Origin of the sequence: Dactylosporangium sp. CS-033363, assembly GCF_050942475.1 — a bacterium.
Taxonomy (GTDB): Bacteria; Actinomycetota; Actinomycetes; order Mycobacteriales; family Micromonosporaceae; genus Dactylosporangium.
Map to the genome: position 1 here is coordinate 5,659,767 of NZ_CP192032.1, position 16,074 is coordinate 5,675,840.

General features: G+C 73.6%; 12 protein-coding genes. 4 read left to right on the top strand and 8 right to left on the bottom strand.

The window, feature by feature from the left end; translation table 11 throughout:
• Positions 1–34: 34 nt before the first annotated feature.
• From ACQPZ4_RS26200 to ACQPZ4_RS26220, 5 genes are all read right to left on the bottom strand, one after another.
• On the bottom strand, positions 35–2,443 hold the full coding sequence (locus ACQPZ4_RS26200; RefSeq protein WP_433040406.1) for a SpoIIE family protein phosphatase: 2,409 nt from the start codon (positions 2,441–2,443) through the stop codon (positions 35–37).
• Between the two features lie 65 nt (positions 2,444–2,508).
• Entirely contained in the window at positions 2,509–2,910 is a 402-nt protein-coding gene (locus tag ACQPZ4_RS26205; RefSeq protein WP_433040409.1) for a hypothetical protein, read from the bottom strand.
• A complete protein-coding gene (locus tag ACQPZ4_RS26210; RefSeq protein WP_433040411.1) occupies positions 2,907–3,200 on the bottom strand; it encodes a hypothetical protein in 294 nt (97 codons plus the stop codon). Before ACQPZ4_RS26210 ends, ACQPZ4_RS26205 begins: the two co-directional genes overlap by 4 nt.
• A gap of 68 nt (positions 3,201–3,268) precedes the next feature.
• Complete coding sequence (phzG, locus tag ACQPZ4_RS26215; RefSeq protein ID WP_433040414.1) at positions 3,269–3,874, bottom strand: phenazine biosynthesis FMN-dependent oxidase PhzG; 606 nt, start codon at positions 3,872–3,874, stop codon at positions 3,269–3,271.
• Between the two features lie 51 nt (positions 3,875–3,925).
• Positions 3,926–4,285 (bottom strand): hypothetical protein, encoded by a 360-nt coding sequence (locus ACQPZ4_RS26220; RefSeq protein WP_433040417.1) that lies wholly within the window; start codon positions 4,283–4,285, stop codon positions 3,926–3,928.
• Between the two features lie 184 nt (positions 4,286–4,469).
• Between ACQPZ4_RS26220 and ACQPZ4_RS26225 the strand changes: the two genes are divergently transcribed.
• Positions 4,470–5,621 carry an LLM class flavin-dependent oxidoreductase gene (locus ACQPZ4_RS26225; protein ID WP_433040420.1) on the top strand — a complete coding sequence of 384 codons (1,152 nt, stop codon included), beginning with the start codon at positions 4,470–4,472 and terminating at the stop codon, positions 5,619–5,621.
• Here the strand turns inward: ACQPZ4_RS26225 and ACQPZ4_RS26230 are convergent.
• Positions 5,597–8,377 carry a GH92 family glycosyl hydrolase gene (locus ACQPZ4_RS26230; protein WP_433040423.1) on the bottom strand — a complete coding sequence of 927 codons (2,781 nt, stop codon included), beginning with the start codon at positions 8,375–8,377 and terminating at the stop codon, positions 5,597–5,599. The genes ACQPZ4_RS26225 and ACQPZ4_RS26230 overlap by 25 nt on opposite strands.
• Before the next feature lie 496 nt (positions 8,378–8,873).
• Between ACQPZ4_RS26230 and ACQPZ4_RS26235 the strand changes: the two genes are divergently transcribed.
• Entirely contained in the window at positions 8,874–12,551 is a 3,678-nt protein-coding gene (locus ACQPZ4_RS26235) for a putative Ig domain-containing protein (RefSeq protein ID WP_433040426.1), read from the top strand.
• 20 nt (positions 12,552–12,571) lie between these two features.
• On the opposite strand, the gene ACQPZ4_RS26240 is transcribed toward ACQPZ4_RS26235, so the two are convergent.
• A complete protein-coding gene (locus ACQPZ4_RS26240) occupies positions 12,572–12,985 on the bottom strand; it encodes a nitroreductase family deazaflavin-dependent oxidoreductase (protein WP_433040429.1) in 414 nt (137 codons plus the stop codon).
• 44 nt (positions 12,986–13,029) lie between these two features.
• Here ACQPZ4_RS26240 and ACQPZ4_RS26245 point away from each other — a divergent pair, with 44 nt between their 5' ends.
• Both ACQPZ4_RS26245 and ACQPZ4_RS26250 read left to right on the top strand, forming a co-directional pair.
• Positions 13,030–14,247 carry a DUF3500 domain-containing protein gene (locus tag ACQPZ4_RS26245; protein WP_433040431.1) on the top strand — a complete coding sequence of 406 codons (1,218 nt, stop codon included), beginning with the start codon at positions 13,030–13,032 and terminating at the stop codon, positions 14,245–14,247.
• On the top strand, positions 14,244–15,467 hold the full coding sequence (locus ACQPZ4_RS26250) for a HupE/UreJ family protein (protein WP_433040434.1): 1,224 nt from the start codon (positions 14,244–14,246) through the stop codon (positions 15,465–15,467). Before ACQPZ4_RS26245 ends, ACQPZ4_RS26250 begins: the two co-directional genes overlap by 4 nt.
• Here ACQPZ4_RS26250 and ACQPZ4_RS26255 read toward each other — a convergent pair.
• Positions 15,442–16,068, bottom strand: coding sequence for a hypothetical protein (locus ACQPZ4_RS26255; protein ID WP_433040437.1), 627 nt, complete (start codon positions 16,066–16,068; stop codon positions 15,442–15,444). The genes ACQPZ4_RS26250 and ACQPZ4_RS26255 overlap by 26 nt on opposite strands.
• Positions 16,069–16,074 lie beyond the last annotated feature (6 nt).

The following is a 16,074-nucleotide window of genomic DNA, read 5'->3' on the forward strand; positions in this document are numbered from 1 at the left end:
ATGGTCGATCGATCTGCACAGAGGGTAGCGCCCGCTAACCGGTGCGCGCGACCTCGAACCAGACCTCCTTGCCGCCGGCGGGCAGGGACTCGGTGCCCCAGGCGGCCGCGATCGAGGCGACGATCAGCAGGCCGCGGCCGTTCTCGCTGTCGGCGCCCGCGGGGCGGGGGCTCGGGAGGCGCTCGCTGCGGTCGGCCACCGTGACCCGCAGGCGGTCGGCGACGAGCTCGAGGCGGACCACCACGGCGCCGACGGTGTGCAGGATGGCGTTGGTGATGACCTCGTCGAGCAGCAGGAGGGTGTCGTCGACGAGGCGGCGCTCGCCCCAGGCGATGAGCACGTCGGCGGCGAAGCGGCGGGCGGCCGAGGCGCTCACGGCGTCCCCGCGGAAGCGGCGCTGGGCGAGGCCCGCCCCGCCGGCGGCCGCGTCGACGGTCAGCCAGACCACGGCGACGTCGTCGGTGCGGGGCTGGGGGCCGACGCCGGCGTTCAGGACGTGGTCGAGCATGGCGGCCGGGTCGGCCGGGGGCGCGGACCGCACGGCGCGGCGCAGGTCGGCCAGGCCGTCGTCGAGGTGGTAGCGGCGGTCCTCGACGAGGCCGTCGGTGTACAGCAGCAGGTCCGCCCCGCTCGGCACGAGGAACGTCGTCTCGTTGAAGACCACGTCGCTGCTGACCCCGAGCGGCGGGCCGGAGCGCAGCTCGAGGATGTCGGTCGCCGCGCCGGCCCGCATGATCGGCGGCGGGTGCCCGGCCAGGACGGCGGTCGCGGTGCCCTCGGCGAGGTGCAGCTCCAGGTAGCAGCACGTGGCCACGGCGTCGGGCTGCAGGTCGAGCAGCAGCCGGTTGACCCGCTGCATGACGACGGCCGGGCTGTGCCGCTCGGCGGCGTACGCCCGCAGCGCGTTGCGGACCTGGCCCATGATCGCCGCGGCGGCGGCGTTGTGCCCGATGACGTCGCCGATGACCACGGTGACGACGTCGTCGCCGAGGGGGATCACGTCGTACCAGTCGCCGCCGACCTCGGCGCCGTGCGTCCACGGCAGGTAGCGGGCGGCGTGGCGCAGGCCCGGCACCTGGGGCAGCGCGGCCGGCAGCAGGGCCCGCTGCAGCTCCCCGGCGATGGAGCGCTGCGCCTCGAAGAGCAGGGCGCGCTGCATCGCCTGGGCGCACACCGCGGCGAACGCGGCGAGGTTGGCGCGTTCGCCCTCGTCGAACTCGCGCGGGGTACCGTAGCCGATGACCAGGGTGCCGAGCACGTCACCGGCCGCCGCGAGGGGCAGGAACGCCCACGCCTGCCGCCCGCCGCTGGGGATCGGGGCCGGTTCGCCCGACTGCGCCGCCGCGAACTCCTGCAGGCTGCTCAGATAGCGGGCCCGGCCGGTCCGCGCCACCTCCGTCGCCGGATACAGATGCTGCAGCGGTACCGCCAGCAGGTGCTCCACCACCGCCTCCTCGTAGCCGGCGTGGTACTGCAGCACCAGGTGCTCGTCGCGGCGCAGCAGCACCGCGAGGCCCTGGCCACCGGCGGACGGGCGCAGGACGGCGCCGATCGCGGCGTACACGTCGGCGGCCGTGCTCGCGGCGACGAGGGCCGTGGTGACCGCCTGCAGCGCGGCGTTGCGCCCGGCGGCCCGGCGCGCGGCGGCCATGCTCTGCTCGAGGCGCTCCTGCTGCCCGACGAACGCGCTGATGTCCCGGAACGACACGGCGACCCCGTCGGTCCCGGCGGGCGCGGCGCCGATCTGCCACACCTGGTCGTTGTCGTCGTACCGCAGCTGCGCCTGCCACTCCCGCCCGGTCTCGGCGACCTCGCGGAACCGTTCCAGCAGGCCGTGCCCCCGGTCCTCGGGCGCGGCCAGGTCGCTCCACCGCCGCCCGATGGTCTCCTCGACGGACCGCCCGGTGAGCGCGGCACCCGGCTTGTTGACGTACTCGCACACGAAGTCGAGCACCGCCCCGTCCGTACCGCGCACCGCCCGCAGCAGCGTGAACCCGTCGAAGGCGGCGTCGAGCACCTCGTAGAGCCGCGTCCCGCCCGCCGACTGCGGCCCGAGCGTGACGGCGCGCAGATCCACGAACCGCGCCACGAACCCGTCGCCGCTGGGCCCGACGCACAGCTCGAAGTGCCCGGCCACCGTGGGCCGGTCGTAGTACACGGTCCGGGTGACGGTCTCCCGCGCCTCGACGACCTTGCGGTACAGCGGCATCGTGGTGTCGTTGACGGTGTCGGGCCACAGCCGCCGGTACCGCCCGCCGATCAGCTCCGCGCGCCGCTTGCCGAGGTACCCGGCCCCGGCGTCGTTGACGTACACGAGCTCGAAGTCGACGATCTCCCCCGCCTCGCCGTCGCGCACCGCGCGGGCGAACGCCCACCCCTGCGGATCGCCGTCGAGCATCGCGAGCACGTCGGCGGAGGGCAGCACCTCCGACCCGTCGACCATGCCGTCATCATCCCGGTCCCACCCTGCGGAAGCCAACCTCCTCCCGGCGCCCCTCGCCCGACCGGTCAGACCTCGATGATCGGCCAGCGCTTGCCGAGGACGGCCTCGATCTGGTGCGGGAGCGAGGTGTAGACGGCGGCGGAGTGGCCCGCCGCGACGAGCGTCGCGTGCGCCGCACCGACGCGGCCGGTGCGCGCGGCCATGCCGCCGATGAGCGGCAGGTCGTCCGGTCCGTCCACGTTCGACCGTGGATCATCGATGAGGATGGCCGGGAGCAGGCGCAGCACCCGGAGCCGGTCGAATTCCTCCTCGCCCTGCAGGCCCGCGTATGCCTCGATCAGGCAGGTGCTGGGCACGGCCACCGCCGTGAGGTCCTCGGCCGCCCGGATCAGCAGCCGGCCGACCGGCACCGAACCGTGCACGTAGGCCATCAGGGCGCCGCTGTCGAGCACGGCCTCGACGATCACTGGTACGGCTGCCAGCCGGCGGGCAGGATGCCGTCCGCCTTCAACCGTGCGATCGTCTCGTCGCGCACATCGACGGGGACCCGCAACTCTTCGCGCAGCGCGGCGGCGTCGGCCGGATCGGGCTCGAATCGCTGGTGGCCGGCCCGGGTGAGCGCGTCCTGCGTGCGTTCCACGGCCTGCCGGCGCCGGATGGCCTCGGCCACGTACGCCGAGACCTGGCCCGGCGGGAGGTCCTTCAGCGGGGCCGCGACGTCCTCGGGCAGGGACACGGTGAACCGGACCGTCGTCATACTGTTCAGGCTACATCAGTATGAACTCGACATGCCGCCCTCGCCGGGTGCGGGGGTACTCGCGGTGTTCACGGCTGGAGGCGGACGGTCGTCCAGCCGGTGCCGGTGCGGTCGTAGCGCAGGCGGCGGTGCAGGCGGTCGGGCTCGTCGTGCCAGAACTCGATCGACTGGTAGGCGAGGCGGTACCCGACCCAGATCAGCGGGCGTTCGACCGGCTCGTCGGCCGCCAGCTCGGCCGCCCGGGCGCGCAGCAGCTGCTCGTCGGGCATCGGCTCGCTCTGGCGGGAGGCGGCCGCCATGGCCCGGGCGACCGGGGCCCGCTCGGCGAACAGCGCGTCGGACTCGGCGCCGGGCAGCACGTGCACGGGGCCGGCGACGTGGATCTGCTGGAGGGTCTCGCGCCAGAAGAACGTGGCCGCCGCGTACGGGCGGTCGGCCAGGTCGCGGCCCTTGCGGCTCACCGTGTGCGTGCCGATCACGAGGCCGTCGTCGCGGATGTGCTGCACGAGCACCGTACGGCACGACGGGCGGCCCTCGGCGTCGGCGGTGGCCAGGGCGACGGCGGCCGGCAGCTCGATCCCCCGCGCCGCGGCCGCCGCGACCCAGTGCCGCAGCAGGGCGATCGGATCGGCGGGCGGGTCGGCGAACTCGGGCAGCTCCAGCGGGGTGCTCACCCTGGCCACGGTACCGAAGCGATCAGGCCTCTCCGGGTGAGGCGGGCACGTTCAGGCGGGCGAGAATCGCGCGGCGCTGGGTGCCGAAGCCCGGTGCGTCGGCGGCGCGCGGGTGGGGCCTCCTCCCGGCGGCGCGCAGGGCGAGGTCGGAGAGCAGGCCGAGCAGCGCGTGTTGAGGTACACGGGGAAGAACGCGCCCAGGGCGACCAGGGTGACCTTGAGCGACTCGCCGATGCCGACCCAGATGATGAGCAGCGGCACGAGGCCGAGGTGGGGCAGCATCCGGGCCATCTGCACGGTCGGGGCGACGAGGTCGTCGCCGAGGCGCAGCAGCCCGGACACGGCGCCGCAGGCGAGGGCCCGCTCGGCGACGTCCTCGGGGATGCCGATACCCGATGCGCAGCGGCTCACCGGGCGCGGCCGCCGCGGGCTCGCCGGCCTTCGCACATCCGGTGAGCGCGCCGGTGCCCAGGAGCAGCAGAACGCCCGCCAGTGCCGCACATGCCCGACGCATCGAATGCGCTCCCCATCGTGATCGGTGGACTCCGTGGCCGGACTATACCCATAAGACCTACCGGTTGACTAGGATTAGGGCGTGACCCTCACCTTTCACTGGTTCCTGCCCACCAACGGCGACGGCCGGGGCGTCGTCGGCGGCGGCCACGGCGCGCAGACCGGCTCGGCCGCGGCCGAGCGACCCGTCACGGTCGCCTACCTCGGCCAGATCGCCCGCACCGCCGAGCAGCTCGGCTTCGCCGGGGCGCTGACCCCGACCGGGCTGTGGTGCGAGGACGCCTGGCTCACCACCGCCATGCTGGTCGAGGTGACCGAGCGGCTCAAGTTCCTCGTCGCGTTCCGCCCCGGGCTGCTCTCGCCGACCCTGGCCGCCCAGATGGCCGCGTCCTACCAGCGGCTGTCCGGCGGGCGGCTGCTGCTCAACGTGGTCACCGGCGGGGAGGGGCGGGAGCAGCGGGCGTACGGCGACCAGCTGGACAAGGACGCCCGCTACGCGCGCACCGGCGAGTTCCTGCACATCGTGCGCGGGCTGCTGCGGGGCGAGCGGGTGACGTACCAGGGACGGCACCTCACCGTCGAGGACGCCCAGCTGCAGCGGCTGCCCGGCACGCTTCCCGACATCTACTTCGGCGGGTCCTCGGCCGCCGCGGGGCCGGTCGCGGCCGAGCACGCGGACGTCTACCTCACGTGGGGCGAGCGCCCGGACGCCGTCGCCGAGAAGTTCGGCTGGATCGGCAAGCTCGCCGCCGAGCGCGGCCGGACAGTGCGGGCCGGCATCCGGCTGCACGTCATCACCCGCGACACCGCCGAGGAGGCCTGGGCGCAGGCGCAGCGCCTGCTCGACGGGATCGACCCGGCCACCGTCGAGCAGGTCCAGGCCAGCCTGGCCCGCAGCGAGTCCGAGGGCCAGCGCCGCATGCTGGCCCTGCACGGCGGCCGGCGCGACGGCCTGACGATCGCGCCGAACCTGTGGGCGGGCGTCGGGCTGGTCCGCGGCGGCGCCGGCACGGCCCTGGTCGGCAGCCACGCGGAGGTCGCCGACCGCATCGAGGACCTCCACCGGCTCGGGATCACCGAGTTCGTCCTGTCCGGCTACCCGCACCTGGAGGAGGCGTACTGGTTCGGCGAGGGCGTCCTGCCGATCCTGCACGCCCGGGGCCTGTGGAACCACCCGGCGGCTCCACGTGTGGAGCCGCCGGGTGAGGGTCAGCTGTACGCCTCGAACTCGTAGATCCGCGCGGCGCCGCCGGTGCCCGACTGTTCCGCGCTGATCACGTTGAGCCGCAGGTAGCGCGCCGAGGTGTTCACCGCGTGGGTGGTGACGCTCGCCGTGTTGCCGCGGGCCTGCACGATCGTCGTCCACGTGGTGCCGTCGGTGGAGGCCTGCACGTCGTAGTCGCGGGTGTTCCACGACGTCGACTCGCCGCCGGCGCCGGCGTGGCGGACGGTCACCGTCCTGACCGTCTTCGTGGCGCCGAGGTCGACCCGCCACCACTTGCTGCTGCCCGTCGAGCACCACTTGTCGCTGGTGCCGCCGGAGACGCTGCCGTTGACCGCCTTGGCCGGGCCCTCGTTGGTGTTGCAGGAGGAGTCGGCGGTGGCCGCCTTGTTCAGGGCCAGGTTCGTCGAGGCCGGCGGCGTGGAGTCCCACGACGGCGGGGCGTCGGCGGCCGCGCTGCCCCATGAGGTGTTCGCGGTGGTGCCGAGGGTGAGGTCGACGGTACCGCCGGAGCTCAGCACGCTCTCCGCCAGCCACGCCTTGGTCGTCGTGGCGCCGTTGAGCTTCGCGCTCTGGATGTACGGGGCGTTCGTCGCCGCGCCGGTCGCGTTGATGGTGATCGTGGCGCCGTTGCCGCGGTGCACCACGACCTGCGAGAACAGCGGGCTGCCGAGCAGCAGCTCGCCGCGGCCGGGGGTGAGCGGGTAGAAGCCGGCGGCGGCGAAGACGTACCACGCCGACATCGCGCCGAGGTCGTCCTGGCCCGGGATGCCGCCCGGGCCGTTGGACCACAGCGTGTTGACGACCTGGCGCACGGTCTGCTGCGTCTTGTACGGCTGGCCGGCGAAGTTGTAGAGCCAGGGAGTACCGATGGACGGCTCGTTGGCCAGGTCCGACTTGGCGCCGCCGGCCTTCGACAGCGCCCAGCTGCCGTCGCTGTTGTGGAAGAACGTGTCGAGGCGCGCGGCGGCCGCGGCGTTGCCACCCATCTTCGAGAACAGGCCGTTCACGTTGAACGGGATCATCCAGGTGTACTGCGCGCTGCTGCCCTCCGCGAACCCGTCCGAGCTCGCCGGGTCGAACGACTGCCACGCGCCGGCCGAGTTGCGCTGCTGGATGTAGCCGGTCGCGGGGTTGAACACGTTCTTCCAGTTCTGCGCGCGGCCCAGGAACGTGGCCGCGTTCGCGGAGTCGCCGAGGCGCCCGGCCAGCTGGGCGATGCCGAAGTCGGCCGACACGTCCTCGAGGGTCTCCCCCGCGCCGCCCCAGGCGTTGCCGTCGGACGGGACGTAGCCGATCGACAGGTACTTGTCCAGGGACGGCCGCTCGCCGACCACCATGACGTTCCAGCCGGTGCGGCTCAGGTCGGCCGCGGTGACCGTGGTCGCCGCGTGCACCATGGAGGTGAGCGCGCCGCTCGCGTCGAAGGTCGTGCCGCCGAACGCGTAGATGCTCGCCACCGCCGCGTGGCCGGGGTCGCCGGTCATCACGTGCGTGCCGCCCTGGTTGTGGGTCCAGCGGTCCCAGACGCCGCCGTTCTGGTTGGCCTGGTTGAGCAGCGACTGGGCGATGTCCGCGCCGACGTCGGGGCGCAGCAGCGTGACGAGCTGGACCTGGTCGCGGTACACATCCCAGCCGGAGAAGTTGGCGTACTGCGCCTTCTGCGCGCCGGAGACCGTGTGCACCGCCTGGTCCATGCCGCGGTACTGCCCGTTGGTGTCGCTGAACACGTTGGGGTGCAGCAGGGAGTGGTACAGCGCGGTGTAGAACGTGCCCTGCTGCGCGCTCGTCCCGCCGGTGACGGCGATCCGGTTCAGCTCGGCGTTCCAGGCGTCGTGGGCCCGGGTCCGTACGGTGTCGAACGACGTGCCGGCCGGGTTCTCGGCGTCGAGGTTGGCCTTGGCGTTGGCCGCGCTGACGTAGGAGATGCCGACCCGGACCCCGACCGCCTGCCCGGAGCTGGTGTCGAAGGAGACGTACGCGCCGGAGCCCTTGCCCGCGGGCGGCCAGCCGGCGGTGCCGTAGGTGGTGCCGCCGCTGGAGCTGGTGGAGCCGGCCGAGAGCGTGCCGTCGGTCCAGGTGCCCGTGCTGGCGAAGGGCTTGTCGAAGGCGGCGTAGAAGTACAGCGTGTAGTAGCTGCGCCGGTCCTCGGTGTTGATGTAGCCGCAGAAGTTGCCGCTCGTCACCGAGCCGCTGATGGCCCGGTTGGCACTGTCCACTGTGCTGCTCGCCGCGCTGCTGCCGACCTCGGAGTTGGACGTGCGCACCAGCAGCGACGCCGTCTTGCCGGTCGGATAGGTGAACCGCCCCGCCCCGGTGCGGGTGGTCGCCGACAGTTCGACGTTCACACCCGAGTCGAGACCGACGCGATAGTACCCCGCGGTGCCCGTCTCGTTCGCGTGCTGGAAGTTGCTGGCGTACGTGGCGTCGGTGCTGTCCGAGGACGGCGAGGAGGTGACGGTGCCGGGGTACGGCAGGAACGGCACGTCGCCGGAGCCGCCCGCGCAGCCGGTACCGGACATGTGGGTCAGGCTGAAGCCGCGCGTGCGGGTCACGTTGTAGTCGTAGCCGCCGGGCTGCGGGGTGCGGGTCTGGTCGCCGCGGGTGTTCTCGGGGCTCCACTGCACCATGCCGTACGGAGTGTCGGCGCCGGGGAAGGTCTCACCGGAGTTGGCGGACCCGATGAGCGTGTTGACGGTGGCGGCGGGATCGGCCACCGCGGCACTGGCGCCGGGTACGGCGCTGAACTGCACGGTCCCGACCACCACGGCGAGTGCCACCGCGGCCGTCAGGGCCCGTCCTCGGGCATGTGGACGCACGACGATACGCCTCCTGACCAGGAGTGAGGGGAATCGCGCCGCGAGAAGCGCTCCGGCGGGAGCGGCGGCGGGTGCGGACCAACGACTCTCGTCGATCCCTAAGGGAAGCTAACAATGCCCGGGGGTTTTGTAAACGTTTTTCGTTTGCCCGTCTGTTTAGATACGCTCCGGATGGTTTCGGCTACTCTGAGTGAGGCACCAGGTGCTGCGTATCGTGCTGGGCGTCGTCGCCCTGGTCCTGCTCGGCTCGGCCTGCCCGGCCACCGCAGCGCCGGCTTCCCACCGTGGGCGCGTTCCCGAAGCCACCGGGCTGGGGATGCTCATCGGGGGCCTCTACGGCGCCTGGAGCGTGCGCGACCCGGCGACCGGCGTGGCGCAACGGGGCGGGACGCTGCCCAGCGGGGCCGGCAACGTCCTCATCACGCCCGACCGGCGCAAAATGTACGTGGGCAACAACGACGCGCTCTACATCGCCGACCCGGCCACCGGGGCGATCACCGGCTCGATCCCGATGGCGGGCGCCCAGCCCAACGCGCTGGCCCTCGCCCCCGGCGGCAAGCTGTTCGTCGCGCAGTTCATGGGCGCCAAGGTCATGGTCGTCGACACCGCCACCGACACCGTCGTCAAGACCACCACCGTCGGCCAGCAGGGGTCCAACCTCGCTCTCTCGCCGGACCGCACCAAGGTGTACCTCCCGTGCGGCGACGGCACCATCTACGTGCTCAACGCGGCGAGCGGCGACCTCCTCACGACGTTCTCCGCCGGCAAGGACCGCAGCAGCCCCGCGGTGTTCCCGATGCCGTCGCTCCCGGGCGGCTTCCTGCAGGGGATCGCGGTCACCCCGGACGGCGGCACGCTCTACGTCGCCGACTTCACCACCGGCGAGGTGTACGCCGTCAACGCCACGACCGGCGCGCGGATCGCCAACATCACGTCCGGGACCGGCGCGGCCGGGGTCGCGATCACGCCGGACGGCTCGAAGGTGTACGCCGCCAACTCCGGCACCAACACGGTCTCCGTCATCTCGACCGCCACCAACACCAGGGTCAGGACCATCGTCACCGGCGCGGGCTCGGGGCCGCAGTCGGTCGCGGCCGACCCGGAGTCGCCGTACGTCTACGTCGCCAACATCTCGAACAGCACCGTCTCGGTGATCGACACGTCGACCGACACGGTGGCGCGGACCTACACCGGCATCGACCGGCCCCGCTACATCACCGTCGACCAGGTGCCGAGGCTGTCCGTCGCCCAGACCACCGTGCGCCCGGCGACCGCGGGGTGGCCCTACAGCACCACGCTGAGCGCCGTCGACGGCGTGGCGCCGTTCACGTGGAGCGTCACCGCGGGCAGCCTCGGCGGCGGGCTCAGCCTCAACGCCTCGACGGGCACCATCGCCGGCAGCCCGGCGGGCACCGTCGGGCCGCGCTCGTTCACCGCCACCGTCACCGACGCGTACGGTGTCACGGCGTCGCAGGCGTTCACGCTCACCGTGAACCCGGTCAACGCCGTCGACACCACCGCACTGCCGGACGCGATGGACGGCGTGCCGTACAGCTTCACGCTGGCCCGCTCCGGCGGCACCGGCCCCTACACGTGGTCGATCCCGGTCAACTCGCTGCCGGACGGGCTGAGCCTCGACCCGGCGACCGGCGTCATCTCCGGCACCCCGGCGGGCGTCACGACCCGGACCAACCTGGCCTTCCGGGTCACGGACGCGAACGGGGCCAAGGCCCAGCGGACCCTGCCGATGAAGTCCGTCGCCCAGCCGCTGTCGGTGACCACGGCGACCCTTCCCGACGCCGAGGCCGGGGGTGCCTACCTCACGACGCTGAGCGCGACCGGCGGCATCGGCCCGTACATCTGGGACGTCACCGCGGGTGCGCTGCCGCCGGGCCTGAGCCTGGACTTCGCCACCGCCACCCTCGCCGGCACGACGACCGCGCTCGGCACCTACACCGTCACGGTCAGCGCCATGGACAACCTGGGCACGACCGCCACCAGGACGCTCACGCTCAGTGTGGTCCCGCCGCCGCTGAGCGTCGGCACCTCCTCACTGCCGGGCGGCACCGCGGGCACCCCGTACAGCACGGCGCTGGCCGCGGCGGGTGGCGTCGGGCCGTACACCTGGGCCGTGACCTCGGGCGCCCTGCCGCCGGGCGTCGCGCTGAACCCGTCGACGGGCGTGATGTCCGGGACGCCGTCGGCGAGCGGCGCCTACAGCGTCGGGGTCACGGTCACCGACAGCCTCGGGGCGACGGCGGTGCAGAACCTGGCGCTGACCGTCGGCCTGCCACCGCTGAGCGTGACGACGCCGGGGCTGCCGGCGGGCAAGGTCGGCGACCCGTACAGCGTGACGCTGGGTGGGACCGGCGGCCTCGCCCCGTACACGTGGGCGGTCACGGCGGGTGCGCTGCCGCCGGGTCTGACCCTCGACCCGGCGACCGGCGCGGTGTCGGGGACGCCGACCGGGTACGGGACCGGCAGCGTCACGGTGACCCTGACCGACGCGGCGAGCGGGACGCAGAGCCGGACGCTGTCGCTGACGGTCGCGCCGGCCGACCTGATCCCGCAGACCGCGCCCGTCCCGGCGGGGACCCGCGACAGCCCGTACTCGACGACGCTGGCGGCCACCGGCGGGACGGCCCCGTACACGTGGTCGGTCGCGCAGGGCGCGCTGCCGGCGGGCCTGAGCCTCGACCCGGCGACCGGAGCCATCACCGGCACGCCGACCACAAGAGGGACGAACCTGGTGACGGTGCGGGCCACGGACAGCGCGGGCGTGACGGCGGACCGGGTGCTCGCCTTCACCGTGCACGCCCCGGCACTGTCCGTGTCGACCATGACGCTGCCCGACGCGACGGCGGGCACTCCCTACTCGGCGACGCTGGGTGGGAGCGGCGGCACCACGCCGTACACGTGGGCGGTCACCGCGGGTGCGCTGCCGGCCGGGCTCGCCCTCGATCCGGCCACCGGGGTCGTCTCCGGCACGGCGACCGCGGCCGGGACGAGCACGGTGACGGTGACGCTGACCGACGACGACGCCGTCGCCAGTGCGCAGCCGCTGACGCTCACCGTGCATCCGGCCGCGCTGACCGTCGCGACGACCTCCGTGCCGGTGGCGACGGCAGGTTCGGCGTACACGGCGACGCTGAGCGCGACCGGCGGCAGCGCCCCGTACTCCTGGGCGGTCACGGCGGGTGTGCTGCCGGCCGGGCTGGTCCTCGACCCCGCGACCGGAGTCGTCTCGGGCACGCCGTCGGCGGCGGGTTCGAGCACGTTCACGGCGACCGTCACGGACGCGGCCGCGCACACCGCTGCACAGGCGGTGGCGCTGACCGTCGACGCCGCGCCGAGCATCGTGCCGACGGGGGTGCGGGCGACGGCGGGTACCAGTTCCGTCGCCGTCTCCTGGACGCCCGGGCCCGGGACCGCCGGCGTCACCGGGTACACCGCGATCGCCAGCCCGGGCCCGGTGACGTGCACGGTCACCGGCACCACGTGCGTGCTCGGGGCGGTGGCCGGGCAGACGTACACGGTCACCGTCGTGGCCAATACGGCCGGCGGGCCGTCCCAGGCGTCCGCGCCGTCCGACCCGGTGACGGTGGCCGCCCCGGTGCCGCCGGCGCAGGCCCCGGACACGGCGCTGACGCTGACCACCGACAAGGGCGACATCTCCACCGCGACGCCGGGCGACGAGATCACCGTCATCGGGACCGGGTTCGCGCCGCACTCCACCGCCTCGGTCACCGTCTACAGCACGCCGCAGCCGCTGGGCACGGTGACGACCGACGGCACGGGCTCGTTCAGCCTGCAGATCACCGTGCCGCCGTCGCTGGAGGCGGGGCAGCACCACGTGGTCGCCATGGGGGTGGCGCCGGACGGCACGACGCGGGCGATGAAGCTGTCCGTCGCCGTCAGCGCGGCCACGATCACGGACCCGCCCATGCCGGCCGTGCCGCCCGTGCCCGCCGTGCCGGCCACGCCTGCCATGCCGGCCGGTGGTGGCGGGACCCTGCCGGTGACGGGCCGGGATGTGCTGCAGCTGGCCCTGGCCGCGCTGGCCGGTCTCGTGGCGGGCACGATGCTCGTCACCGTGAGCCGCCGCGGCCGCCAGGTGGACTGACGGCCGCGGGGCGGCAGCGGTCAGCGGGTGGTCAGGGCGATCAGCGGAATGCGCCGCGCGGTCTTGGTCTGGTAGTCGGCGAAGCCCGGCATCCGGGCGACCAGGCGGTCCCAGGTCGCCGTGTAGTCCTCGTCGAGGATCTCCGCGGCGCGCACGGGGACCTCCTCGGTGCCGACCTCGGCGGTGGTGTCGGGGTTGGCCTTGAGGTTGTGGTACCAGTCCGGGTTCTTGTCGGCGCCGCCCGCCGAGGCGACGATCACCATGCGATCGCCGTCCGGGAGGTAGGCGACCGGGTTGACGCGTTCGGTGCCGCTGCGGGCGCCGCGGTGGTGGATGAGCAGCAGCGTGCCGCCCTCGAAGGGGCCGCCGACCTTGCCGCCGTTGGCGCGGAACTCCTCGATGATCTTCGTGTTCCAGTCACTCACGGAATCCATCAGATCATCATCCGAGTGCGTATGTCGATCGCTACGCTGCGTATATGTTACATCGACTCCGTGTCGTGGCCGGCATCGCCGCGTGCGCCGTTGTGCTGGCCGGGTGCGGCTCGGACGACGACACCGGCTCCTCGCCGACGTCCACGGCCAGCGCGAAGACCTATCCAAAGACGGTGGCCGGGGTGGTCGAGGCGTCGAAGGCGTTCCTGGCCACGCTCGACGCCGACGAGCAGAAGACGGCGCAGCTGGACCTCACCGAGGAGCAGGCCGCCGCCTGGTCGAACCTGCCCTGCGGGTCGACCTGCCGGCCCGGGGTCATGTTCGGCAACCTCGGCGCCGAGCAGGTCGCGGCGGGCAAGAGCGTCGTGGCCACCGCGCTCGGGACCGGCTCCGGCACCGGGTACCAGCGGGTCGAGCAGATCTTCGCCGCCGACGGCTACCTCGGCAGCGTCCAATCCTCTTCAGGCACCGGCGGCATGCCCACTGGAGGCGGTATGCCCGGCGGTTCGGGAGGACCCGGCGGCATGCCCGGCGGTTCAGGTGGGCCCGGCGGCGGCGGGATGCCCGGCGGGTCAGGCGGGCCGGGCGGTGGCGGCGGGCTCGGCGGGTACGACAGCGGCAACTACTACCTGGCGTTCCTCGGCGAGCCGAGCACCACCGGCACCTGGCAGCTGCACTTCGGCGGCCACCACCTGGCGGTGAACCTGACGTACAAGGCCGGCAAGGTCGAGGGCGCCACCCCGTTCTTCGTCGGGGTCGAGCCGACCAGCTGGACCGACGCCGAGGGCACCGCGCACGCGCCGCTCAAGGACATGAAGGACACCATGGCCGCGCTCGAGGCGGGCCTGACGGCGGCGGAGCAGGGCAGCGCCAAGCTCGCCGAGTCCTACAGCGACGTCCTGCTCGGCCCGGGCCAGGACGGCAAGTTCCCGGCGAAGAAGGCCGGCGTGGCGGCCGGCTCGCTCACCGCCGACCAGCAGCAGCTCGTGCTCGCCGCGATCAGGCCGTGGGTCGCCAACGCCGACGACGCGACCGCCACGTCGCTCATGAGCACCTACGAGTCCGAGCTCGGCCAGACCTACGTGGCCTGGTCCGGCACCCTGGGCCTGACCAAGCACGCCGACTACGTGCGCATCGACGGGCCGAGCGTGTGGGTCGAGTTCGTGTGCCAGAACGGCGTCGTGCTGCAGAACCAGATCCATTACCACACGGTGTACCGCGACCACACCCGCGACTACGGCGGCGAGTTCACGTTCGGATGACCCGCCGGCTCCTCCTGGCCGCCCTGGCCGCCCTGTGCTGCGCGGCCCTGGTCCCGGGCCGGGCGGTGGCGCACCCGATGCCGCACTCGATCGTCACCCTCGACCCGCGCGGCGCCACGGTCGCGGCAAGCCTGCAGGTCCCGGTGGAGGACCTCACGCTCGCCAGCGGCCTGCAGCCGGCCGACCTCGAGGGCCTCCGCCGGTACCTCCACGACCACCTGCGGCCCCGCACGCTCGGCGGCACCCCGTGGACGGTGGCGATCGGCGCCGTCACGGTGACCGGCGACGAGCAGGCCGAGACCGGCCCGTACCGCGAACTGCGCGCCGACGCCGTGCTCACCCCGCCGCCGGGCGCCGACCCGCGCCGGTTCACGCTCGGCTACGACGCCGTGGTCCACCAGGTCGTCACGCACACCGTGTTCGTCTCGTCGCGCTCCGGCGACGCGCTCGGCGTGATCGCGATCGATCCGCGGACGATGGCGGTGCCGGACCTGACGGTCACGCTGGGCGAGCACCGGAGCAGCTTCGCCGCGATGCTCGGGCTCGGGGCGCGGCACATCGTGGAGGGCACCGACCACCTGCTGTTCCTGCTGGTCCTGCTGATCCCGGCCGCGTTCCGCGCGAAATCCGGCCGGCAGGCGTTCCGGCGCATCGGCGCGGTCACGCTCGCGTTCACCGCCGGGCACTCGATCGCCCTGGCCGTCAGCGCCCTGACCCGCCTGGAGCTCCCGGCCCGGCCGGTCGAGGCGGCGATCGCGGTGACGATCCTGATCGGCGCCGTCCACGCCGCCCGCCCGCTGTTCCCGGACCGCGAGCCGCTCATCGCCGGGCTGTTCGGCCTGGTCCACGGGCTGGCGTTCGCGTTCACGCTCGCCGAGCTGCACCTGTCGGCGGGCAACCTGATCGTGAGCCTGCTCGGCTTCAACCTGGGCATCGAGCTCGTCCAGCTGGTCCTCGTGGCGCTCGCGCTGCCCGCGCTCACGGTCGCCGCCCGCTCCCGGCACCGCCGGCCCGTCCAGCTGACGGGGGCCGCGCTGGCCGCGCTCGCCGCGACCGGCTGGCTCGCCGACCGGCTCGGCTTTCCCAACCCGGTAGCGCGGGCGGCCGACACGGCGGGCGCCCACCCCGCGGTGCTGGTGGGCGCCCTCGTGCTCGCGGCCGCGGTCCCGCTGGTCGCGGGCGGCCGCGGCAAACTCAGCGCAGCAGCGACACGTCGGTGATGGTGATGCCCGGCGCGTCCTGGACCGCCCAGAACACCGTCTGGCCGACCTGGATCGACACCTCGGCGGGCTCGGCCGAGGCGCCGCGGACGTGGATCAGGGTGCCGCGGGCCAGGGCGCGCTGCCACTCCGAGCGGTGCCCGTTGCCCGCCTTGCCCAGGGCCTTGGGCTCCCCCACGTGCACCACGCCGCGCAGGCCGCTGCCGTTGGCGTCCGCCCACTCGTACGTGCCGGGCAGGCCGAAGGCGTGCGTGTACACCGAGTCGTCGTGCATGGCCGCCGAGTCGACGGCGGCCTTGCCGAGGGTGCCGCGGATCGCGTAGCCGGCCGTGACCGAGCTGTCCGCCGACCAGGTGACGAGGTCGCCGAGGGCGATCTCCAGGCGGGCCGGCGACGCGGTCAGCGCACCGTCCACTCTGGACACGGTGACGTGGTGCTGCTGCTGGGACGTGCCCTCCCGCGGGGCGACCGCGATGGCGAAGTCGTCCATCGTGGACGGGGTGGGCAGCGGCGACACGTCGTAGCAGAACGTGCCCGGGGTGGCGAAGCGGTACGAGAAGCAGTCGGTCCGGCTGAGGAATCTGCTGTCGAGGGTGTGCATCGGTAT

What these genes read in the sequence shown, in the direction of transcription:
- ACQPZ4_RS26245 (WP_433040431.1), top strand. Translation starts at nt 13,030, where the DNA reads ATGTTACATCGACTCCGTGTCGTGGCCGGCATCGCCGCGTGCGCCGTT.
- ACQPZ4_RS26240 (WP_433040429.1), bottom strand. Translation starts at nt 12,985, where the DNA reads ATGGATTCCGTGAGTGACTGGAACACGAAGATCATCGAGGAGTTCCGC.
- ACQPZ4_RS26250 (WP_433040434.1), top strand. Translation starts at nt 14,244, where the DNA reads ATGACCCGCCGGCTCCTCCTGGCCGCCCTGGCCGCCCTGTGCTGCGCG.
- ACQPZ4_RS26210 (WP_433040411.1), bottom strand. Translation starts at nt 3,200, where the DNA reads ATGACGACGGTCCGGTTCACCGTGTCCCTGCCCGAGGACGTCGCGGCC.
- ACQPZ4_RS26200 (WP_433040406.1), bottom strand. Translation starts at nt 2,443, where the DNA reads ATGGTCGACGGGTCGGAGGTGCTGCCCTCCGCCGACGTGCTCGCGATG.
- ACQPZ4_RS26255 (WP_433040437.1), bottom strand. Translation starts at nt 16,068, where the DNA reads ATGCACACCCTCGACAGCAGATTCCTCAGCCGGACCGACTGCTTCTCG.